At 56.5% G+C, this 22,600-nt stretch carries 19 protein-coding genes; 10 read left to right on the top strand and 9 right to left on the bottom strand.

Annotated features, from left to right (window positions below; translation table 11 throughout):
- Positions 1-93 precede the first annotated feature (93 nt).
- Positions 94-570: a hypothetical protein gene (locus tag DESU86_RS12930; RefSeq protein ID WP_179981421.1), complete on the bottom strand. Its 477-nt coding sequence runs from the start codon at positions 568-570 to the stop codon at positions 94-96.
- Between the two features lie 248 nt (positions 571-818).
- Between DESU86_RS12930 and DESU86_RS12925 the strand changes: the two genes are divergently transcribed.
- Complete coding sequence (locus DESU86_RS12925; protein WP_179981420.1) at positions 819-2,396, top strand: LuxR family transcriptional regulator; 1,578 nt, start codon at positions 819-821, stop codon at positions 2,394-2,396.
- 186 nt (positions 2,397-2,582) lie between these two features.
- On the opposite strand, the gene DESU86_RS12920 is transcribed toward DESU86_RS12925, so the two are convergent.
- Positions 2,583-3,506, bottom strand: coding sequence for a diaminopimelate dehydrogenase (locus DESU86_RS12920; protein ID WP_179981419.1), 924 nt, complete (start codon positions 3,504-3,506; stop codon positions 2,583-2,585).
- A gap of 874 nt (positions 3,507-4,380) precedes the next feature.
- Here DESU86_RS12920 and DESU86_RS12915 point away from each other — a divergent pair.
- Positions 4,381-5,301 carry a DUF2333 family protein gene (locus DESU86_RS12915; protein ID WP_179981418.1) on the top strand — a complete coding sequence of 307 codons (921 nt, stop codon included), beginning with the start codon at positions 4,381-4,383 and terminating at the stop codon, positions 5,299-5,301.
- Positions 5,302-5,418: 117 nt separating this feature from the next.
- On the opposite strand, the gene DESU86_RS12910 is transcribed toward DESU86_RS12915, so the two are convergent.
- The 4 genes from DESU86_RS12910 to DESU86_RS12895 all read right to left on the bottom strand — a co-directional run bounded on the left by DESU86_RS12910 (position 5,419) and on the right by DESU86_RS12895 (position 10,200).
- Positions 5,419-6,522, bottom strand: coding sequence for a linear amide C-N hydrolase (locus tag DESU86_RS12910; protein WP_179981417.1), 1,104 nt, complete (start codon positions 6,520-6,522; stop codon positions 5,419-5,421).
- 271 nt (positions 6,523-6,793) lie between these two features.
- The gene (locus DESU86_RS12905; protein WP_179981416.1) at positions 6,794-7,939 is read right to left on the bottom strand and encodes a (Fe-S)-binding protein; all 1,146 of its coding nucleotides are present in this window, start codon (positions 7,937-7,939) and stop codon (positions 6,794-6,796) included.
- 1 nt (position 7,940) lies between these two features.
- Entirely contained in the window at positions 7,941-9,320 is a 1,380-nt protein-coding gene (locus DESU86_RS12900; RefSeq protein WP_179981415.1) for an FAD-binding oxidoreductase, read from the bottom strand.
- A gap of 292 nt (positions 9,321-9,612) precedes the next feature.
- Complete coding sequence (locus tag DESU86_RS12895) at positions 9,613-10,200, bottom strand: DJ-1/PfpI family protein (RefSeq protein WP_179981414.1); 588 nt, start codon at positions 10,198-10,200, stop codon at positions 9,613-9,615.
- 293 nt (positions 10,201-10,493) lie between these two features.
- Here DESU86_RS12895 and DESU86_RS12890 point away from each other — a divergent pair, with 293 nt between their 5' ends.
- From DESU86_RS12890 to recJ, 7 genes are all read left to right on the top strand, one after another.
- The gene (locus DESU86_RS12890) at positions 10,494-10,757 is read left to right on the top strand and encodes an FmdB family zinc ribbon protein (protein WP_179981413.1); all 264 of its coding nucleotides are present in this window, start codon (positions 10,494-10,496) and stop codon (positions 10,755-10,757) included.
- Positions 10,758-10,889: 132 nt separating this feature from the next.
- A complete protein-coding gene (locus DESU86_RS12885) occupies positions 10,890-11,771 on the top strand; it encodes a YicC/YloC family endoribonuclease (RefSeq protein WP_179981412.1) in 882 nt (293 codons plus the stop codon).
- Positions 11,772-11,774: 3 nt separating this feature from the next.
- Complete coding sequence (locus tag DESU86_RS12880; protein ID WP_179981411.1) at positions 11,775-12,029, top strand: DUF370 domain-containing protein; 255 nt, start codon at positions 11,775-11,777, stop codon at positions 12,027-12,029.
- Complete coding sequence (gene gmk / locus DESU86_RS12875; protein WP_179981410.1) at positions 12,029-12,637, top strand: guanylate kinase; 609 nt, start codon at positions 12,029-12,031, stop codon at positions 12,635-12,637. The genes DESU86_RS12880 and gmk overlap by 1 nt, the downstream gene beginning before the upstream one ends.
- A gap of 90 nt (positions 12,638-12,727) precedes the next feature.
- On the top strand, positions 12,728-13,435 hold the full coding sequence (gene pyrF / locus DESU86_RS12870; RefSeq protein WP_179981409.1) for an orotidine-5'-phosphate decarboxylase: 708 nt from the start codon (positions 12,728-12,730) through the stop codon (positions 13,433-13,435).
- Positions 13,436-13,449: 14 nt separating this feature from the next.
- Positions 13,450-14,313 carry a tetratricopeptide repeat protein gene (locus tag DESU86_RS12865; RefSeq protein ID WP_179981408.1) on the top strand — a complete coding sequence of 288 codons (864 nt, stop codon included), beginning with the start codon at positions 13,450-13,452 and terminating at the stop codon, positions 14,311-14,313.
- Positions 14,314-14,339: 26 nt separating this feature from the next.
- A complete protein-coding gene (gene recJ, locus DESU86_RS12860; protein ID WP_179981407.1) occupies positions 14,340-16,073 on the top strand; it encodes a single-stranded-DNA-specific exonuclease RecJ in 1,734 nt (577 codons plus the stop codon).
- Positions 16,074-16,641: 568 nt separating this feature from the next.
- On the opposite strand, the gene DESU86_RS12855 is transcribed toward recJ, so the two are convergent.
- Positions 16,642-17,937 (bottom strand): Y-family DNA polymerase, encoded by a 1,296-nt coding sequence (locus DESU86_RS12855; protein ID WP_179981406.1) that lies wholly within the window; start codon positions 17,935-17,937, stop codon positions 16,642-16,644.
- A complete protein-coding gene (locus tag DESU86_RS12850; RefSeq protein ID WP_179981405.1) occupies positions 17,918-18,361 on the bottom strand; it encodes a LexA family protein in 444 nt (147 codons plus the stop codon). The genes DESU86_RS12855 and DESU86_RS12850 overlap by 20 nt, the downstream gene beginning before the upstream one ends.
- A 742-nt stretch (positions 18,362-19,103) precedes the next feature.
- On the opposite strand from DESU86_RS12850, the gene DESU86_RS12845 reads away from it, so the two are divergent.
- A complete protein-coding gene (locus tag DESU86_RS12845) occupies positions 19,104-20,297 on the top strand; it encodes a sensor domain-containing diguanylate cyclase (RefSeq protein ID WP_179981404.1) in 1,194 nt (397 codons plus the stop codon).
- Between the two features lie 930 nt (positions 20,298-21,227).
- Here DESU86_RS12845 and ftsZ read toward each other — a convergent pair.
- The gene (gene ftsZ / locus DESU86_RS12840; protein ID WP_179981403.1) at positions 21,228-22,556 is read right to left on the bottom strand and encodes a cell division protein FtsZ; all 1,329 of its coding nucleotides are present in this window, start codon (positions 22,554-22,556) and stop codon (positions 21,228-21,230) included.
- Positions 22,557-22,600 lie beyond the last annotated feature (44 nt).

The raw sequence follows: 22,600 nt of genomic DNA, 5'->3' as shown, positions 1-22,600 counted from the left end.
AAATATACTGGCGCAGGCATCCTGTGCGGCCTCGGAACGCGCCCGCCCCTGACGGCGTCACCGGTTCTGGTTCCGTACGCGCAGCCGGTATTCTCAGGCGGCGATCAACTGCCGCAAAATCACCCAACGGGCCACGGCATAGCCGAGAAGCATTGAGTATACGACCTTAATGGAAAGGAATGCGAAAAATGAAAGCGCCGTCACGCCAAACAGGGAAAAAAGCCCCATCATACAGGACGTAAGAACAACCGCAACGGCCAGTCCCAGCAGAAGGCCGAGCTTCCAGGGTCGGGCGGGCAGGCGGCGCAGCAGACGTCCGGCGCTGTGATCCGGTACGGACAGCGCGATGGTTCCGGACGTGAGGGCGCGCCGGGTGTCGACGGAAATGAAGAGAGCCATCAGCAGGGACATGACCATGCTGGTAATAACCGTATCCACAGCGGCCGATCCCTGCGATACGTCCGCCATGGACATGTTCCCCAGCCAGGAAAAGAAGGAATTCAGCACAATGTTGCAACTGCCCGCAATCAGGCCAGCCTTGCGAATGAAGCTTTCCACCGGTTGCGCCATGTTTCGCCCCCATACGGACAGAGAGTGCAGAAACTTTTGCTTAACTATGATATACTGATTTTTTAATAATAGAAAAATTGCAATCCGAGCGCATCGTCCGAATGGACTATAACGCACGCAAACGGGTGTTTCAGCCGTGCCGGGGCGGCGAGTTCAGGCTTCAAACGGCGGATCTATGGATTTTTACTGCAAAATAAAGGATGCTGCATGCAGAAAGTCCTCCACGACAGCGAAAAGGAGCAAGGGGAATGGCCGGTAACACCAAGACGGAGGGTTCATCCCCCAAAAAGACGTCAACCCGTGTATGCCGTTCTTCCGCTCGCCACGAGGGCGACGAGGATTCTCTGCGTGCGGGCGACCTCTGCCGCGACCGGGGCAGGCTCGCTGAAGCTCTGGGACTGTATGCCGGAATACACGCGTATGAACGCATACTCGCCCTGAATCTTTCTCCAGTCCTTTTTGAAAAGACCGGCGGCATGCCCTTTTTCAGGATTGCTCTGGATATCGCGGAGCATTGCCCGGAAGAAATCAGACGTAAACACCCTCTTGCCATGCTGCGCGTCGCCTGGACTCTCAAGGTTGCGGGCCTGGACGCTGCCTTTGGCAAGGTGCTGGATGACCTGGACGAGCGGCTTGAAGAAAGCGGGCCCCTGCGGGCGGAGTGGCTGCTTGTGTCCGCCTACCGCCATTTTCCCCACGCGGCCGAAATGCTCCCCAGCGTTCGCGAAGCCGCAGCCCTGTTTAACGGCGCATGCTCGCAAGTGATCCTGCCTGAGGCTCCCTGGTGCTCCGGCGATTACTGCCAGCTTGCGGAGTTCCACCTCCGGCCGGGCGACGCTGACCGTGAGGCCGAAGCCCTGGAGGAATTCATTCCCCTCTATTCCCGGCTGACCGATGGCCATGGCAGTGGCGCTGACGCGCTCTTTCGCGCCGAGGTCGCCTACCACAGAGGGGATATGGCCAAGGCGGAGATCTACGCCTACAAGGCGGCATTTCTGGCAGAAAGCAGCCGACAGAGCGTCATTCTGCTCGGAACCGCCAAGGTGCTGGCCGACATCGCGCTGCTCAAAGCCGACGCGGAAGGCTGGCGGCGCGCCGTCAAGGCCATGGATCGCGCCGCATCCAGCCCTGGGCAAACGGCCTGGGTGGTGCGGGTGGCGCTGGAGACAGTGCGCGGCGCAATTTTGGCCGAGTTGCAACAGCAGAGCCGCATCGCTGGCTGGCTGAAAGATGGCGATTTTTCTTCCCGACCGCTGTTTCTTCCCATGCGCAACAACGCTCTGTACGCGCATGTCGTCTATCTGCTCAACCAGGGGGAAATCACGCGCTTCATCGGGACGCTGGAGGCCATCCCGGAGGAGGTGGTCAGGAAAACCGCTTTTTCGGAATTTCTGTTTCTGCTCTTCATGGCTCTGGGGTATTCCCTGATAGGGAAGCGCGGGCAGTCTGCGGCCTTTCTGGAGCACGCCGCCGAAAAGGCCCTGCCTGACGGTTTTGTGCTGTCCCTGGCCGTATGCTCCATACAAACTCTCCAGGGCCTGACAGAAGAATTGATCAAGAAAAGGTACCCCAGGCATCTTGAGGCTTTCACCACGGCCATGGCGCGATACGGCACCGGCTGGGAGGCATTGCGCCACGCCGTTGCCAGGGGGGTGTTGCCCGCCGATTTGACCGCGCGGGAATGCGAGGTCGCGCTGCTGGCTGCCGAGGGCCTGCGCAATGGTGAAATAGCGGAACGGCTTTTGGTAACGGAAAACACGGTGCGCGCGCACTTGCGCACGATCTTCCACAAACTGGATATCGACCGCCGCGCAAAACTTAAATAAGGATGCCCGACGCCATTGCGGCGTCGGGCGGCAAGCAGAAACCAGAACCGGACTACCTTTGAAATGCCACACATTTCAATGTGGTAGTCTGCCGAAAATCATATTTTTCGACAGAATCCACTTATGGTACGGCGCGCTGCACTCTTGTGCAGCGTTTGCGCATACTCTTTTGGAAGGTAAAATGCTCTAAACCAGTCTGGCAATATGCGTTATCCGGTCACCAGCAAGCAAGGCCACCGGGGGCACATCAATCAGCGTATGGCAACCGGGAGCAAGACGCGTGGTGGCCCTGGCGCAGGATACCAGCACCTGCGCCGTCAGGGCAGGATTGTCTATGCGCATGTCAAAGCTCAGGCGCTGGTTGGAGGTGCTCCCGGAAGCGCCAATGCGCTCCATAAGCACGCCGTGAGAGTTGTCAGCCACAGAATCCAGTTCTTGCTGGCTGCCCACTTCGCGGACATCCAGAGGGTCGTTGCTGAAATAGGGGTCAGCGGCGATTCTCTGCTTGATGTCCGCAAAAGAAGCCCCGGCAGCAGGAAGGACGTACACCAGCCGTGAATGTTTGCCTCCGCCAACAGGAATTGTGATGGAGCAGGCGTTTTCCACTCCGGCGATGGACCGCGCCGCTACGGAGTGCCCCATGGAGCGACCGCGCCCAAAGTTGGTAAAGGTCGTTCCCACCGGAGTCATGGCTTCAAAAAGCGCACGCAGTACCGAATCCGTTCCCGGGTCCCACCCCGCCGCTGTTATGCTCGTCCGGCCAGAGGCCTTGGCTGCCTGATCCAGATCTGCGACCAGTTGGGGAATTTGCGAATGGATATCAAAACTGTCCACGGTATTGATGCCTTTTTCCAGGTAATGACGGACATCGGCCGGAACATTGCGTGAAGGGCCGCAAATAACCGCAACATCAGGTTTGCCCCTGGCCTCCATAAGGGCGTCAACGGAGGCATACTCCGGCAGCCCCCGCAGCGAAAAAGCCTGCGAGCCCAACGAAGAAGCACGCCTCACCACGCCCAGGCAGTCAAAATCCCTGGCGCTGAGCAGGCAGTCTATGACGCCCTTGCCGATATTGCCCAGGCCATGCACGGCAACTTTAATTGGATTCATGTGTTTCCTCCCATGATAGTTATGTTTTTGTGCACATGATGCACACCCTATAAATTTCGGTTCATGCGCAGAATCAAAGCAGACGCAGAACCGAAACAGACTGCCCTGCCGCAAGCGGCTGCAGGGGACATTCAGCCTTGCCACAGATGTTCAGACGAGAAAGGGAACCTACTGGCGTAAGTTCCCTCATGGGCAATCTTTTCATATCTGTCAGTCGAGCCGGAAAACGTGCTCTTTGAAACGTGACCCGTCCGTAAAAGGAAAAAAATGTCTGCCCAGCAGAACAACAGACTTGAAAAATTGTCGGCTAAAACCCAGTGCGTGTCCATTGCTTTTTAACTTAGAGCATTTTGCTTTTGAAACACTCCTTGTTTCAACGCATCATTCTGGCGAAAAACGTGGTTTGCGCCAGAATCCACGCCACTTCGTGGCGGCTGCCGCCTTCGCGTCAGCAGAGCAGTTTCAATGTGAAATTGCTTTAAGCGGGACCTTGCCTGTTTACTGGATACGGCGGCGATGGCGCAGCCCCAGGCAGGCCAAGAGGATCCGCCTCATTTTGCAGTACCGTTTGGATAGATTATAGCACAATATATATACCCACAATGCTCTACCTTCAAGACGGATACGTATTACAAGTCAAAAATCATTTTTGATTATATGCTCGCCAGTTAACTACACCATGAAAAAGATATATAATCATACCAGTTGTTATACAATAATGAATGAGTATTATGTATTATACATACAATATCACAACAGTATGCAAAAATGATAAATCTTCCCTTCCCCATTTGCTGATTAGTCTGTACATTGACAAGGTGATTAGCCGATTAATCTTAAGGCATTCAAAGACCGTTTTTAGGGGATTAGCATTATGAAACTGCCATCATTGCCGCCGATATTAAAACTTCAGGTCGTAGTAAAAACCCTGGCCATTCAAGCGGCTATCTTATTAGGCATCTTGTTTCTGTTCTGGGGTTTTCAGCGTGCGTATTCAGCCATTGACGCCACGACGTTTCCGGATCCGATGCCCATACCCGCCGAGGCGGACAAGCTGCCGGAAACCGAAAAAGGTAAAATCCTGCTGGATTCCATTACCTTCCAGATGCGCCGCGAGCTGAATTCCACCTTTGGCTGGAGCCTCAACGACATCATTTTCAACCGGTTCATAATGGACAACCGCGCCTACCGCCAGTATGGCGTATACCATGCCACCCGGTTTCTTCTTGACCTCTATTCCAGCCAGATAGCCAAGCTGGGCAGCAGCGACCGCGAGAGCGAATTTCTATACAAGGCGCGCATCAACAGCTTTGCCATTGATCCGCGCAGCTTCATGCTGCCTTCAGCCGAAGGTTCCTACAAAAAGGGCTTCAAACTGCTGGAAGAGTACAAAAAATCGCTGGACAACGGCACTGGCGTGTTCAACTGCCGCTCGGATGACCTCTATGCGTCCTTTGTGGCCGTAACCGGCGAAAATATGCTGGGATACGCATTGGGATTGTTGCAGAACGCGCAGGACATGCCGTTTTACACGTTGGACAACCGTATTTATGAAGTGCAGGGCATTGTGCTGGTTCTGCGCGATTTCATCCACACCCTGTATGTGCTGTATCCAGAAATACGGGCCAAAAACAACGAAGAAAACATGGCTTCCGCCATGTCGTACTTGACCCGCATCTGTGACTACGACCCTCTGTACATTACGTCGTCATTCAACTCCGGGGAGCTGGTTTTGTCGTACCTGCTGTTTGCAAAAGCCCGCCTGGAGGACATCCGCAACAGCATTCGCATGTAATATACTGTAATATAATGACGCAGAAAGCTGCGGAGAATTTTTTTTGCAAAATTCTCCGCAGCTTTTACATTATGTCATACAGTTCGCTTCTGCTGTGGTCAGCGAAAGAGACTGCCTTTATTGCCCGGCAGGAAGAAAGGCAAACGGCGCTGTTTCCTTGAAATGCGCCGAAGCTTCTCCGGAAAAGATTGCCCCGTTCTGGAGCGTCAGCTTTTTCACGGGAGCTCCGGGCTTCAAATCCAGATTGTCCATAGAGACCCAGAAGGTATTGGGGCTGGTGGCAGAGTCAAAATAATAGGTCAAATTTTTCTGGTCAGCTATGGAGCGCCAGATTGTTGAAGAGATGTTTGGCTGGCCGGGAGTGGTTATGCCAAGAGGCACACTGACCGCGCGCTGAAGACTGAGCATACTGGCAATGGCCTGATTATTGAAATTTTTTCCCGGCACGGCAGCAATATAGTTTTTGTCCATAGCCTTGGGGATGGCATCAAGGAAAAATGCGGCACGGGCAAAGCGGTCAGCCGCACGGTTGGTTCCCGGCAAAAAAACCAGCCCGCCTATCTCCTTCCAATAGGCGTTCAGGGCTAGCTGCTGATCATAGCTCGGCGAGTTGGTCATCACTGTGTAGTCTTTGCCGTGATGTATGACCAGTTTGCCCTTGATATACTCAAAAATGGCCGAATCGCCCGTGACATCTGAAATGGCCAGATGCATTGTACTTGCGGCCCCGTTGGGCAGTGTTGGGGCCGCGATCTGAAAGGGTTCGCTCTTGAGCGCGGCCACTGTTTCCGCAACGGTGGCGAAATTGTCCAGAACATACTGAGCCCATGTCGCTATGGAAATGACGGGTTTTTCAGGATCACGCTGGCCATAGTCTGACTCCGCCAGATACAGGATGCTGGTCACAAGCCCCTTTTCATTCATTCCATCCGTCGTGCCCGCATCATACCCGGCGGCAGTGATACTGCCGTACTTGGACACCCAGCGTACAGATCGGCTTCCCGCTGCTCCATCTTTCTTCATCCCTGCCGGAAAAGCCCACAGGTTGGTGCCCATGTCTTCTTTCCAGTCCATATTCCGCCCTGTAATGACGGTATTGCCGTCCGCAGAGACGTACAGCGTCCTTGTGCAGGCCAGCACCGGTTCGCATGCAATTGCCACGACCAGAAGCAAGCTGACTACGGACGAAAGCCACCTGAATATCTTCGTAGTATGAACCATAAAACGCTCCTGTGAGCAGGTGTTGGTGGTAGAATAAAAAACTAGCGGCAGCGAGGCAGGTTTATCTGTCGCAAGCAAGCTTCGCCACTTTGGCGAAAACAGGCACAAGGCCAGTGCGCAACCAACCGCCGCAACAAACAGTTTTACAGCGGTAAGTCCCGCAAAAAATCCGGTAGGGGGCTTACCGCCTGTTCCACTCTCAGCTTTTCTTCTTCGGGTCTGGCCCGCATTGACGCGCCACACGCTGGCCGCTCGGCTCAGACTGTGCCGTTCACGCGGTTTCCACATCCTCTATATCCAGCCAGTGACGCACTTCCACCCCTTTTGGAGCGGCGGAAGCAAGCTGCATGACGCAGCCGCTGCATCCGGTAATGACCGCGCGCGCTTCAGGGGCAAAGCCCTCGAAGCACCGTCGGGCCATGTCCATTGAAAGGCCGGGGTTGCTCATCTTGAGGATGCCCCCCATGCCGCAGCACAGGCCAGTGCCCTTCTTGAGGCCAGGCAGACCGAGCTTGAGCAGGGGCAGGTCAGGGTCTGCCGCATTCCAGTGGCAGGGTTGGTGATAGGCCACCGCCGCCGGGGCATGCCCTGTGGCCCGCACACGCGGTCTGGTCAGCAAAGCCGACAGCCCCTGACATTTATCCTTCCATTCCTTGCCTTCATCTTCAGGCAAAGTTGCGGCGTATTGCTCAAGGCTGTGCTTGCACGAGGCGCAAAAGCTGGCCACCAGCGGTCGTCCCAACGAGCGCCAGACGTCCACATTTTGGTCGCGCGCGCTCTTTTGCGCTTTGTACTGTCCGGCATGGTGCAGGGTTCCGCCGCAACACGTGAAGCCTGAAGCGTCAAGAACGTCATAGCCCCAGGCCCGCAACAGCGTTTCCGCCTTTTCCGTCCAGCGCTGCCGGACGTTGTTGGCGGTACACCCACTGAACAGAACCACGGGTGTTGCCTGAACGCGCTCTTGGGGCTGCAGCAGCATCCAGGGTTCACAAGGCGGCAGATCGACCAGCGCCCGGGCGGTTCCGAGCAAGGAATGCAGGTTGCCGGGAATGATACCGTCAGGAGCGAGCATGGCAATCTTGCCAGCCATGGGCCAGAGAGGGCCGAGCCTTTGAATCCAGAGTTCCCAGAGGGCTTGCGACCAGTGAGGGTTTCGCGCGCGCGCGTCCGCCAGAAGATCGGCGGTGGAAAGCTTGCGCGCGCAGGCGCGCTGGCAGCGGCCACAGCCCGCGCACAGGCGCGACAGTTCCCGTATGGTGTTCCAGGAAAGCGCTTCTTCTGCCCCACTGCCGTATTGGGCGTCCAGCGGTTCCATAAGCAGCCGCTTGGCCTTGGGCGCGTATTCTTCACGCCTGAAAAGGTCGTAGACCGGGCAGACGTTCAGGCATTCCCCGCATTGGGTGCAACCTCTTTTCATCTCAATAGCCCTTGCCGGGGTTGAGTATCCCCTTGGGATCAAAAATCCGGCGGACGTCGCGCATGAGGGCGTGTTCCTCCTTGCCGAGCTGCCTGCCCACGTCCTTGAGAAATCCCGCCCCGTGTTCGCCGGAAAGACTACCGCCGAACTCAAGGACGGCCGTATCCAGTTCGTGATGAGTTTTCTCTGTGCGACGGGCATCGTCTGGGTCAGAGGCGTCATAGTGCAGATTCGCATGGATATTGCCGTCGCCCGCATGGCCAAAGGCAATGAGCCGTTTTCCGTTGGAAGCCGCGATTTCTTCAAAGCGCCGCACGGCCTTGAGGATAGACCCACGGGGCACAGCCATGTCGCCGCCGATGCGATCCGGCCCCAGCACATAGGACGCTGCCGATACCCTGCGGCGACAGGCCCAGATGGCATCCTCTTCTTCCTTGCCCACGCCCTCCATGCGCCACAGGGCGTCGTTCAACTGCCGCGAAAGACGGGCGTTTTCCAAAGGAACCGTATCCCTGCTTCCATCCACCTGAAAAAGCAGCAGGGATTTGACCGTATCCGGCCAGGGCGCGTCGCCGGTTCTGCTTAAAATTTCCAGCACCGTCTCATTCATGAATTCGACGGCGCAGGGCAAAATACCGGCGGCAAACACCTTGCTCATGGAGGCAAGGGCCGCATCCAGCGAGGGATAGCCCACAAGCACGGAGGCCGACGCCTCGGGCCTGGGAATGAGCTTGAGAACAAGTTTGGTGATTATGCCCAGCGTTCCCTCACTGCCCACGAACAGGCGGCCCATATCAAGACCGATGACATCCTTGTGCGAGCGTCCGCCGAACTTGAGCAGTTTGCCCCCCGGCAGCACGGCTTCAACGCCGATCACGTAGTCTCTGGTGACGCCGTATTTCACGGCGCGCAGACCGCCCGCGCAGGTGGCCACATTGCCGCCCACGCTTGTGGCCTTGCCGCTGGCGGGGTCAGGCGGGTAGAACAGCCCCAATTTTTCGCATTCTGCCTGAAGCCGGGCCGTGTTGACGCCAGGCTCAATGACGGCCACAAAATCTTCAGCGGAAATATCAAGAATCCTGTCCATACCAAGTGTGGAGACGACAATGCCGGGAACCGTGGGCACGCACCCGCCAGACAGGCTGGTTCCCCGACCACGGGGGTGAACCACGATATTTTCAGCTTCGGCCCAGCGCATGAACTCACAGACCTGCGCAACGCTCACGGGGCGCACCATGGCCAGGACAGTGCCAACCTTCAGGCTGGCGTCAGAGGCGTAAACCCGCAGCACTTCCGGGTCAAAAGCGACCCCGTCCCCGAACAGGTCCACAAGAAAGTTCTTGTGCCCGGGAGCGAGCGAAGTGACATATTCCTCAGACATGACGTCTCCCAATTTCACGTGGCGGTGATGCGCCGGAGCAGGGACGCTTCACTCTTGTTTCGCCTTGCCGCCGACTGTGCAACAAAATCCCATCCGGGCGGTCAAAGATTCTGACACTAAGGTTCTGGCGCTTTAGAAGGGCCGACACACGGCCCCGGAAAAAACTATCATAAAAACTTTATGTCAGCCTGTTGCAGACCAGCAAGCGCCCTGTGACAGACTCACGGGGCGCTTGCTTTATGGGCCGTCAACCGCAAAGACTATGATCTGATTATGCCGTCAGCGAAGATAGTTAGATAGAGATCTTGGCGCCAAGCAGCTTGGCAAAAGCCGCAATCCAGGCGGGATGGGCGGGCCAGGCCGGAGCGGTGACGATATGGCCATCCACAACCGCATTGGTGAGGGTTTCGTTAAGCTCGCCCCACATGGCGCCAGCGTCCACCACATCGGGTTTCACGGCGGGGTACGCCGTGCAGGTGCGGTTTTTCAACACCCCGGCAGAAACCAGTATCTGCGGGCCGTGGCACACTGCGGCAATGGGCTTTTTAGCAGCGTCAAACTCGCGCACAATTTCAAGAATACGCGGATTCAGACGCAGATATTCGGGCGCGCGCCCGCCGGGAATGACCAGCCCCACGTAATCGGCGGTATTCACCTTGTCAAAATCATGGTTGATGGAAAAATTATGGCCGCGTTTTTCAGAATATGTCTGATCACCCTCAAAATCGTGTATGGCGGTCCGCACGACATCACCGGGTTTTTTGCCGGGGCAGACGGCATGCACGTCATAACCCAGCATAAGCAGCATCTGGAAAGGCACCATTACTTCGTAGTCTTCAACATAATCACCGGCCAGTACCAGAATTTTTTTCATAATCATCCTCCTACGGCTCCGGGCCGGTTAGCAGCCGGGGGCCGGTTTGCGCTTGCCGGACGGCATGATGCCGCCCTTGCGTTAAGCGTATATGTGTTTATATAAGCAGAGATAGCCTGTGGGCAAGCCCCCAGACGCACATCACCCTGTTGCCCCGTTTGGTCCGGTTGGCGCGGGTGGCCCATTTGCCACGGTTGCCACGTTCACCAGACGGCGCACTCCGCATCTGCGGCAGAACCGCACCGATGCTGGCAGACCGCCACAAATCCTGCATAGCAGCGCATTTCAGGAGATTCAGTATGCCCATGTTTGACTTTACCTGCACTGGTTGCGGCAATGTATTTGAAGATCTGGTTTTTGGCGATGAAGCCCCCGTCTGCCCCAAGTGCGGTGCAGCCACCCAAAGGCAAATGAGCGTTCCAAGCCCGCTCAAGACCGGCGCTTTTCCCTTCAAGCCCGGCCCGGTGCGCCCCATGAGCAAGACCCCTCCCCCATGTGCCGCAGGCGGCTGCCCTTCCGGCGGCTGCGGAACAAGCGGCGGAACGGGAGGCGGCCTTTCCTGACGGTCTGGCTGGCTATTTCAACCGATTACCTCAAATATTTCAGCCCTTGCGCTCCCCGCGACAAGGGCTTTCTTGCATTCGTAAGGGGCTTGCTCTACACTCGTGAAGATACTCTTAAACGGGAAGGAACCTATGCTACGCAGCATGACCGGCTTTGGCCGCTGCCTTGTTGAAAATACCCACACGATCCAGCAATGGGAAATCAAAAGCGTCAACAGCCGCCATCTTGACCTCAAGTGGCGTCTTCCCCTTGCTGTGCGCAGTCTTGAACCACGCCTTGAAAAGGTCGTCCGGCGCTTTGCCTCGCGCGGTCGGGTGGACATCAGCCTCATACTGCAGTACGCCCCCGGCGACGCCCCTGCCGTGCGCTTTGACGCCAGCCAGGCCAACGCCATTCTGGACAGCCTGCATGACCTTGCCCAGGCCCGGAACGAAAATTTTACGCCTGACTACAACGCCCTCATGCAGATATCTTCTCTGTGGGGCGACAATGGCGAAGAAATGGATGAAGAGCTGACCACCAACCTTGAAGAAGGCCTGGCGCTCGCCCTGGAAGACTGGAACGAGGCCCGCGCCACTGAAGGGCGCGCCCTGGCCACCGACATGCATTCTCGTATCCTGCGCATGGAAGAATGGACAGGCCTTATTGCTGAACGCGCCCCGGCCATCAAGGAAGAACGCGCCGCCATCCTGCACGAGCGCCTCGGCGAGGCTCTGGCCCAACACGGCCAGGAGCTTGAAGAAAACCGCTTTCTGCAAGAAATTGTGGTTGTTGCCGACCGTCTGGACGTAAGTGAAGAACTTACACGCCTTACAACCCACCTGGAGCGCCTGCACGATCTTTTGCAGTCTGCCGGTGACGCAGGGCGACGCCTGGACTTTACGCTCCAGGAATGCTTCCGCGAAATAAACACCTGCGGCAACAAACTGCCTGACGTGCAGCTTTCGCGCCTTGTGGTGGACTTTAAAAATGAATTGGAAAAATGCCGCGAACAGGTTCAAAACCTGGAATAAGCCATGTCTCGCGAACGGTTAATCAATATTGGCTTTGGCAACTACGTTCTGGCTGGCCGGGTTGTGAGCATTGTCAGCCCGGCGTCTTCACCCATGAAGCGCTTGCGTGAAGACGCACGAACTCAGGGGCGTCTTATTGACGCGACGCAGGGGCGCAAAACACGCTCAATCCTGGTGACGGACTCCAATCACGTCATTCTGTCGTCCATACAGCCTGAAACCATCAGTCAGCGTTTTGCGCAAGAGGAAGGAATCTGATGCCCCGAAAAGGCATTGCCCTGGTTATAAGCGCGCCCTCAGGGGCCGGAAAGACGACATTGGTCCAACGCCTCATGCAGGAATTTCCCCAATTCGGCTATTCAGTTTCGTGCACCACCCGTCAACCGCGACAGGGTGAAGTGAATGGCAAGGACTATATCTTTCTCAGCCGTGAAGAATTCGAGCTACGCCGCGCACAGGGCTATTTTGCCGAATGGGCCGAAGTGCATGGCAACCTTTACGGCACGCCCCTCGCGCCAGTGAAAAACAGCCTGCAAAACGGCCAGGACGTGCTTTTTGACATTGACGTGCAGGGCGCGGCCCAGATGAAGCTCTCCCTGGCCGAAGCGGTTTTCGTGTTCATCCTCCCCCCCAGCATGGAAGAGCTGGAACGCCGCCTGCGCAGCCGGGGGCTGGACGATGAGGGCACCATCGAACGGCGCCTGACCAATGCACGGCAAGAAATTCGTGAATCCCGCTGGTATGATGCCCTGGTGGTCAACGACGAACTGGACGCGGCATACGACGCCCTGCGCGCCGTTTTTGTGGCCGCTGGCCTTGCCCCGTGCCGCAATCCCGACCTGCCGGACTACCTGCTGAACCACTGAGCCGCATACTGCGGCGGTTACAGGGATGAACCCGTGCCACTGGCGTGCGCACGGGCCTTTATGCAAAGCGAAATCATTGGAAACGCGCTGATGACAAACACACTTTCCAGTCCGCAACTGGTGGTAGCCCTGGACGTGCCCCGCAGGGCCGATGCCCTGACCATGGCCCGTACGCTCAAGGGCACCGCGCCCTGGTGCAAGGTAGGCATGGAGATGTTCACCCATGCCGGCCCTGCCTTTCTTGAGGAGCTGGTCGCCATGGGCTACAAGGTCTTTCTGGACCTTAAATTTTATGACATCCCCAACACTGTGGGCCAGGCCGTCAAATCCGCTGCAGGCGTAGGCGTGGACATGCTCACCCTGCACTGTCAGGGCGGCGAACGCATGTGCCGCGCTGCCTGTGAAGCCGTCGCCAGCTTAGACGGAAAAAAACCCCTGCTCTTTGGCGTCACGGTGCTGACAAGCTTTGCCCAGGGTGAAATGCCGGGCATACGTGAAAATACGTCCGACTTCGCCCTTGCCCTTGCCAGGGGCGCACAGGGATGGGGACTGGACGGCGTGGTCTGCTCCGGGCACGAGGTTGCCGGCATCAAGGCAGCCTGCCCCGGCTTCAGCTGCCTGTGCCCCGGTATCCGCCCGTCCGGCTCTGCGGCGGACGATCAGCGCCGCACCATGACTCCGGCCCAGGCCGTGGCGGCAGGGGCGGACTATCTGGTGGTGGGCAGGCCCATCATCGCCGCTTCAGACCCGCGCGCGGCAGCGGAGCAGATTCTGGCAGACATGACGTCTGCCACATAGCAACGGGGATTCAGATGTCTGGCCAGGAAACTACAAAGAATACACAGGCGTCACCCTCTTCGGGTGCGGGCCATGCGGCGGAGCATAAAACCGATGTGCGCGGCGTGTTCTCCACGCAGGAAGTCCGCCGGGTAGGCACTGGCACCACGACCCGCAAAACAGTACAAAAAAGCTTCTGGTTCATTGAGCAGCACGGCAAAGTCATCGAGTGCCAGCCGCTCAACACCAATTACGTGCCCAGCGGCCCCAAGCGCAAAATCACCATGGACGAACTCCTTGCCAAATTTGCGCCCGAACCGGAGTTTTACCTCAACTCGGTCTATCCCAAAATGCAGGAAATGCAGCGCGCTATTGAGCAGGGTGATGAGCGTAGGGAAAAAGGCGAAAATTTTGCGGCCGAATTCGAGTACTCTCGCGCCCTCAAGATTGATGAGGACAACGTACGCGCCAACTTTGGCATTGGCCTCACCTACCTTGAGCGTGGAGATGCCGACAGGGCGCAGGACATCTTTGAGCGCCTTGTAAAGCTGGACGGCGCTTTTGAGCCTGAACACAAACACCTTTTCAACGAGTTCGGCATCAGCCTGCGCAAGAACAAGATGCTGGAACAGTCGCTTGAATACTACAGACGCGCGCTGGAACTTACCCAGAATGACGAAAACCTCCATATGAACATGGCGCGGGTACTGCTGGAGACCAAGGACATCAACGGATGCGTGGATCACCTGCTCAAGGCGCTTGAAATTTCTCCACGACATGAAACTTCGCTCAAATTTCTTGCGTGGCTCATACAAAATAAACTTGTTCCTGCCGACAGGATAGACGGCGTCCGTTCCGCCTTGCAGGCTGCGGCCAAAAGCGCGAACGCCGCATCCTGAAACCGGCCTGCGGCCTCTGAGGTTCTGTGAAAAACTGGCTTTTCCGTACGCTTCCAGAAGGCGTTTCCGATTCCCCGCCTTCAGCGTGGGCTGAAGACCTTTCCATTTCGCCCCTGCTGCTGGAAATCCTTTGGCGTCGGGGTTTTACCCACAAGCAGGCCATCAATGCCTTTCTCGACGCGCGCCCTGGTTCGCTGACGCCGCCGCACAAGTGGCCCCAGATTCCCGAGGCTGCCCAATTGCTGGCGCACGAACTGCTGGCGGGCAAAAAACTGGTGGTCTGGGGCGACTATGACGTTGACGGCATCACTGCCGCGACCCTGGTGCTGGATGTGCTGGAAAGTCATGGCCTTGAAGCGTGCTGGCATATTCCTGACCGCCGCAGTGAAGGCTATGGCCTCAATATCGCCCAGGTGGAAGCTCTGGCGCAACAGGGCTGCGGCATACTGCTCACCGTGGATTGCGGCATTGCCGATACCGAAGCCGTACAGCGCGCCCGTCAACTGGGCATGACTGTTGTGGTTTCAGACCACCATCTGCCCCAGGACCAACTGCCCCCGGCCCACGCCATCTGCAATCCCCGGATCTGCCCTGCCGACGCCCTGCCCTGCCCGCATCTGGCCGGAGTGGGCGTGGCCTTCTACCTTATGGGGGCCGTCAACGCGGCACTCGCTCCGCACACGGGCCGACGCCATAAAATGGATCAATGCCTTGACCTTGTGGCGATGGGAACCCTGGCCGACGTTATGCCGCTGACGGGCGAAAACCGCATTCTGGTGCACGCTGGCCTCGCGCATCTGGCTATGGCCGCGCGGCCGGGCATTGCCGCCCTCAAGGTCGCCAGCGGCATGGATGCCAAAACCAGGCTTACCAGCGGCCAGGTGAGCTTTCAGCTTGTGCCCCGCATAAATGCCGCCGGTCGCATAGGCAGCGGCGAGCTGGCCCTGCGCCTTTTGCGGCAAAAAGATTTTTCGTCAGCCCTGCCGCTGGCCCAGCAGCTTGACGCCCTCAACACGGAACGCAAGACCGCGGAAAGCGAAATCCATAATGAGGCCCGAATTCAGGCTCTGGACATGCTTTCACGCGAACCTTTGGCCAGCCTTGTACTGTATGGTCAGGACTGGCATCCCGGTATCGTGGGCATTGTGGCCTCGCGCATTGTGGAAGAATTTTACAGGCCCACCATCATACTCTGTCACGATCAGGGCAGCCTCAAAGGTTCAGGGCGCTCGGTGCGGGAATTTGATCTGCATGCCGGGCTGAACCTAACCGCCGAGACCCTTCTGGGATTTGGCGGACACAGGCTGGCGGCGGGCGTGCGCCTGTTGCCGGAAAACCTTGGCCGCTTCCGTAATGCGTTTGAGGCTGTGGTGGCTCAAAACCTTGGCACAAGCCCGCTGAGTCCGAGCCTGACGCTGGAATGCCAGCTGGATTTTGCCCAGGCCAGCGATCAGCTGTTCCTCAAAGAACTTGAAATGCTGCAGCCCTTTGGCCCCGGCAACGCCGAGCCAGTCTTCGCCTCGCCGCCCTTGCTGGTCAAGGATCGCTCCCCCCTGGGCCGGGGCGGCGAACATGTGCGCCTGCGCCTTCAGGACGAACACAGCGGGCTTATACTCACGGCCAAGGCGTGGCGCATGGGGCAGGCCCTGCCGCCGGGCATCGCGGGCAAGCGCATTCGCGTGGCCTATACCCCCCGCCTTGATACGTATAACGGCATCACATCGGTGGATGTGGGCATCAAGGACTGGCAGCCAGCATGACAGCGCGTTCATGAACCGCTGGCGCTCTCATATCTTTTGCCGCCCACCACAGGGCGGCTTTTCTTTCTTTACAGCAAAGGCGACAGCACACGTCAGGGATCGTGGCATGCCTGCAACATCATGCAATAATCAGCACAGAAATGCCGCCCCCTGAACTTCAGCACGCACATGTCAGAGAAAATAAACGTTGAGAATGTAGATTCTCAACGTTTACGCCACGTCCATTACGACATTTACCCACACGGACAAACCGCGTTGGCCTGCCCAGAGAACGTCTGCACGCAGCCCTGGTTATAGCAAAGTATGATAAGATTTTAGACAGTGTCGTCGCAAGATGAATTTCCAGTCATATCAAGGAGAATAAGCCTTTTATGCAGGGAGTGTACTCTGATGGTACTCGACCGGAATAAAAGGCGAAGTTCGACGCAGAGATAACTGGAAAGGCGCTCGTGATGACACTGTCGAGGGGGCGTGGGGGAGGCGACCCTTTTGCAAAAGGGTCCCTCCCCCGCAAAGCATTTGTAAACGACGTCGCCCTGATAAGGCATCCTGGCTGCAACCGCACATGTTAACGGCAAAAAGCCGTTGCCAGTTCCTTCCAGTTGGTCGTCACAGACGGTGAGCAGTTCTTGCACCGCAAATGCCATTTGGCTTCTTTGGGGCCTTCAGCGCCAAACCGGACAGATCCCTTGCCGAATTTGCCGTTAATGGCGTCCAGGGCCGACATCAGGGCGTCACTATGCGCATCCTTGTCCGATGTCGCCTCAGCCAGCAGGTTGCCCTGCTGGCAGTCCACGGGGCACAGATCATAAAGCATGATGCCAGCCTTGGCATACGCGGGTCCCTTTTTGTATATGGCGTCCAGTGTTTTTCTGGCGGCTTGCAGCATGACGAACGTATCTGCCGTCGGCGGGAAAAAGGGCTGCTGCGCCGTTGCATCGAAGGCCGGTCGGCTACCGTGCCGGGAGGTGCGTATATGCACAGCAATGCCGCCCGCCACAAGCTCCTGACGGCGCAAACGCTCGGCAGCCCGAACCGTAAAGGTACCCACGGCCTGCTCTAGAGAAGCCAGGTCATACACCTTTTCGCCAAAAGAACGGGACGACACCAGGGTGCGGCGTGGAACCGGGCCGTCTTCCTCGTTGATGCACGGGATCTCCCGCAGCTCCATGGCCGTTTTCCAGCCGGAAATGGTTAAAAACTTGCGCAGCCACACATCATTGGCCTCCCGCAGCCCCCATGCCGACGTCACGCCAATTTCAAGCAGTTTTTTGCTCTGCCGCCAGCCGATACCCCACACCTCGCGCACGGGAAAAGCGCGCAAGACCGCTGCAGCATCGGGCAAAGCGGAATTCCATACATAGACGCCAGAAGATTTTTTTGCCAGATGGTTGGCGACCTTGGCCAACGTCCGCGTGGGCGCGACCCCCACGGACACCGTCATGCCCGTCCATTGGCGCACCGTCTGCCGCAGATGTTCGGCAATGTCGCCGGCATTGGCGGCCATGGGCCCTTCAAGGCGCACAAAAGCCTCGTCAATGGAATACTGCTCCACATGGGGGCAAAGCTGCTCGAGCGTGGCCATGACACGGGCCGAAATATCTCCGTACAAGGCATAGTTGGAAGAAAAAACCTCCACCTTATGCCGCAGAAGCAGCGGCCGGGCCTTGAACTCCGGTTCGCCCATGGGAATACCCAGAGCCTTGGCCTCAGCCGAACGCGCAACGATACAACCGTCGTTGTTGGAAAGAACCACCACCGGCCTGGCCGCCAGATCGGGACGGAACAATTTTTCGCATGAGGCATAGAAATTGTTGCAGTCCACAAGCGCCCATAAGGGCTGGTTACAGTTTGTGGACCACATAGGTCACCACTCCCCATATATGAACATACTCATGCTCTGTTATGTCAATTTCAGGGTAGTCGGGATTTTCCGGCGCAAGCAGCACCCTGTTACGACGGCGGATGAGCCGCTTGACGGTCAATTCGCCGTCCACCGCAGCGATGACGATACGATTGTGACCGGCGGATTCCGAACGGTCCACCACCAGAAGGTCGCCATCGTGGATGCCCGCATTGATCATGGATTCACCATGCGCCCGCAAAAAAAACGTGGCGCTCTCATTGCGAACCAGAAATCTGTGCAGATCAAGACGGCGGTCAAGAAAGTCGTCGGCAGGAGAAGGAAAGCCGGCTTCGACCGGTGAAAGGTAGAGGGGCAGGCCTTCCCTTTCTGTGGGGCTGTCGGCAACGCCAAGAATTTCCAAATGCGCGGGTGAAATCTTCATGCGCGCAAAATAGCGTGCCCGCCGGGCAAGGGCAAGAGCACCCGCAGAGGGTCCGCCGCGGGTGATTTTTCGTGCTTGAGAGCCAGAAACAGCGCAGGCTACCGCTGCCCCCGGACGCCTGCGTATTGGGGAGGCGAATACCTGCCTTGACAACATGCGGTGAGGATTGCCGATATGATCGCATGTTCCACAGGCTATGCCAGACCAACAACAGCGCCTGCACCGCAAACTTTGGCTCGTCCTCGTCGCAGCGGGCGCAGATACTCGTACACCGCAAAACCGGGATATGCCCATGCGGCGGCATGAAAAAGCCAAAAAGCATTACACACAGCCGAATTTTTGGCACGTATCTGTTTTTAGAGATAGGCGAGCGAAAGAACATTCCAGGGATATTTATTCAATGAAAGCGGCATGGTAGACTTATATTATAAAAATGCTAATAAATAATATGTCTAAGTGTATAAAATAGCAGACAGCGCACTCGGCCAATCCGTTCACCATCAATGATGTTTACAAACAATAACCATTGCTATAACCATACTACGCACAGTGGAATACTGGGCAGAACTGTATCAACAGAATCGGCATAATGTATTTATTGCCGCATAAAATCATTAGTTCATGGTAATAGCATCGCCCGTTACCACGCGCATTGCAATACGCAATAATAAATATTTTATCCAACCAACCCGATCCATAGTCGTTGACTATCCCGACATGTCACATCGCGGGGACCACTTGCATGCCGACAGAAACTACGCCAAACATACACAAGATAATCAAAGAAAAGCCGATATCAGGAACCGAAAGGAAAATTTTACTGCTTGTTATAGGCTCTACGTTTTTCACAGCTCTGGTTACAGTTTTCATCTTTTACCGTTCTTTGTTTTTCGATCTTGACGACAGACTTTTAAGCAGATCCGACGCCATATTTTCCATGCTGTTAAGCCGTATTCCACCACAGAGCATCACTAATCTTAACACCCCGGCCGATGCTGCTACCGATACCTACAAAAGAACCCATATCTTTCTTGAAGACCTTCGCAAAACCACCAATGTACGCTATCTGTACACAGTAAAACGCGCTGCCGGGGGCGAGCCCATATACGTTGTTGACGGCCTTTCTCCCGACTCGGAAGATTTCCGCTCCATCGGCGAGCCCGTTGAACGTGAAATCATCCCCATTGTGGCTCGTTGCCTTGATGGCCAGTCCATGCGCGGAGAAAGAACAATGGACACCTCATGGGGGATAATCATACCCGCCTGCGAGCCTATCAAGCAGGATGGCAACACCATTGGCGCACTGGTGATCGAGTTTGACGTCCAGTCTTTTGTTAACAATACACGACGTACTGCACTGATATGCCTCGCCTTTTCATTTGGCGTGGCCATATTGGTGACAACGGTGACCGCATTACTGCTGAAAAAAGTTTCCGGTCCGCTGTATCGCAAACTGGCCTATACAGACCTGCTGACGGGCGTGTTCAACAGAAACGCGTTTGAATTGGACCTTCGCCACATGGCCGCTGGCGACGCAGAAGGACTGGTGATACTCGTTTGTGACGTTAACAGGCTCAAGACCATTAACGACCGCTCCGGGCATGCGGCCGGAGATGCCCACATCCGCGTTCTTGCCCATCTGCTGCGCAATCAATTTAAGGATTTGGGCAAAACATACCGCATCGGTGGAGACGAGTTCACCACCCTGTTACGCGATATTACCATCGAATCCCTTGAAGAACGGATGCTCAAGCTCTGTTCCATTGCAGAAAAGATAACCATCAAGGGTTTTCAATTGACTTTTTCCTACGGAATGGCCGTCTTTGACCCTGGCGTTGATGAAACTGTGCATTCCGCTCTCAACCGTGCCGATGCAAACATGTATCTGTATAAGAAAAAATTCAAATACCAACAAATACTACGCGAGATGGGATAGTACGATCCCGTACCTTCATGCCGCCGCAGTACTGCACAGTAAAACCTCACCTACTGCCGACCAGAAGCTCACTAGAGCAGTTTACGAATGAAATGAGTTAAATGCTCTGCAAGGATTTTTCTGAAAATCCTTGCCACGAAATGCGAGTAGGCGGGCTTTTGCCTGCCGTACGCGAGCATTTCAAGTGTTAAATGCTCTAACGTTCTCGCCGCAGTCCGACACACAGGCTGTCCTGCCAGAAAATCAGCACGCGCTTTTGCCAGGCGCCCGTATCTGCGCGGATATTCGCTACTGACGGCAAGCAGCGCGTCGCACAACCGTCAGTGCAATTTCAAAGTGAAATGGCTCTAAAGAACAAACCGCGCCTTCAAGAGGCGTCATGCGAATTCCACAACCGAATGGCAGCGGATACGCTGAGCGACCAGCGTAAAGGGCCGTTCCCGCACTCACAGATAACGCGATAAAGATCACGGGTGCGGCCAAGCGGGCGCGACGTTTCAATAGTCGTTGAAAGTTTGCCGCACTTGATGCAGGGACGAATGACAATCGGAGAATTTTCTTTTTCCATAAGCAGACAGTAGCCAATGAAAATGCCGCCGTCAAAGGGCATTTGTCTGGTTCAGATGGGCCTTGAAATGTAAACTGGTTCAAACTTGCCTTGACTCGCATCGTGAACGGTCGCACCACCAGCTGCCCCTCCTCATGGCCGCAGCCCAGGCCGGATCATCCGCGCGAGTGAACCATATGGAACCAACGGTCCGTTCAAAAACAAAAAAGCCGCGAATCCTTTGGATTCACGGACATCAGCGGAGCACAACGCCCCGCACTGGGAGGCCCCCAATGGGCCTCCCGGCGGGCATTTCAGGGCCGAAGAGGCAAGCCCTGAAAATTTGATCTCTACGCTTCCCAGCCTGAGCTGCTTGGCCTGAGCTAGTCGGCCTGGGTGCGGATAAAGGTCGGAATTTCGAAATCGTCCTCATCGTAGGTGAAATCTTCCTGACCAGGATTGTGCGTACGATGACGGCCCTGGGTCATGGTTTCACGCTTGAGCAGATACGGCGGACGGCTGCTGTTTTCATCGTACCAGCGCTCCACTTCAGAGCGGCGCGACGTGCGCGGCAGGCGGCTTTCGCCCATTTCATGCTCATCCATATTGCCCTGCATCATGCCGGACTGAGGAACCATGCGGCCCATGCGGCGCGGTTCGGCCATGACGGCATCGGGGCCAGGCTTGCGGAAGTTGGTCACAGTGGCGGCAGCCTGGGGCTGAGCGCTCTGGATGGCCTGAGGAGCTTCAATACCTGTGGCTATGACGGTCAGACGAATTTCATCACCAATATTGTCATCAAAAACAACACCAAAGATGATGTTGGAATCTTCAGGGGTCGCATCGCCGATGATGTCGCCGATCTCGGCAATTTCTTCAGCGGTAATGTCGTCAGGCGCAGTGATGTTGTAAAGAACAGCCTTGGCGCTTTCCAGAGAGACGTCTTCCAGCAGCGGGCTCATAATGGCGCGCTGGGCGGCCTCGCGGGCGCGGTTTTCACCCGAGGCAATGCCGGTGCCCATAAGGGCCAGGCCAGCTTCACTCATGGTGGTGCGCACGTCGGCGAAGTCAAGGTTGATGAGGCCGTCACCCACAATCACGTCAGAAATGCCCTTCACGGCGTAGTACAGCACGTCATTGGCTTTCTGAAGCATCTCAGCAAAAGGAGCTTTTTTGGGGGCAAAGGCAAGCAGGCGGTCATTGGGAATGGTGATGAGGCAGTCCACATGCTGCTTGAATTCTTCAAGCCCGGCCTCGGCAGCGCGTTTGCGCTTTGCGCCTTCAAAACTGAAGGGCTTGGTCACCACGCCCACGGTAAGCGCGCCCATTTCCTTTGCAGCCTGCGCCACAACAGGAGCAGCGCCCGTCCCGGTGCCGCCGCCCATACCAGCGGTAACAAACACCATGTCCGCATCGCCGATGGCTTCACGAATGGCGTTGACGCTTTCCACAGCGGCTTCACGGCCCACCGAAGGATTGGCCCCAGCGCCAAGCCCCTTGGTGAGCTTTTCGCCCATCTGCACTTTTACTGATGCGCCATTTTTGCCCAGAGCCTGCACATCCGTATTGGCGCAGACAAACTGCACGCCGCGCAAGCCAGAGGCTATCATATTCTGCACCGCGTTGCCGCCGCCGCCGCCAACCCCGATGACCTTGATTTTAGCGTTACTTGCCAACGAGGTGTCGATATCATCGACGATTGATTGAGACATGGTTCCTCTCCTGTTTAAACTATCCTCAAAGTGCCCGCTTGAGG

This window comes from Desulfovibrio sp. 86, assembly GCF_902702915.1.
Taxonomy (GTDB): Bacteria; Desulfobacterota; Desulfovibrionia; order Desulfovibrionales; family Desulfovibrionaceae; genus Desulfovibrio.
This window is presented reverse-complemented; position numbering and strand designations above follow the sequence as displayed.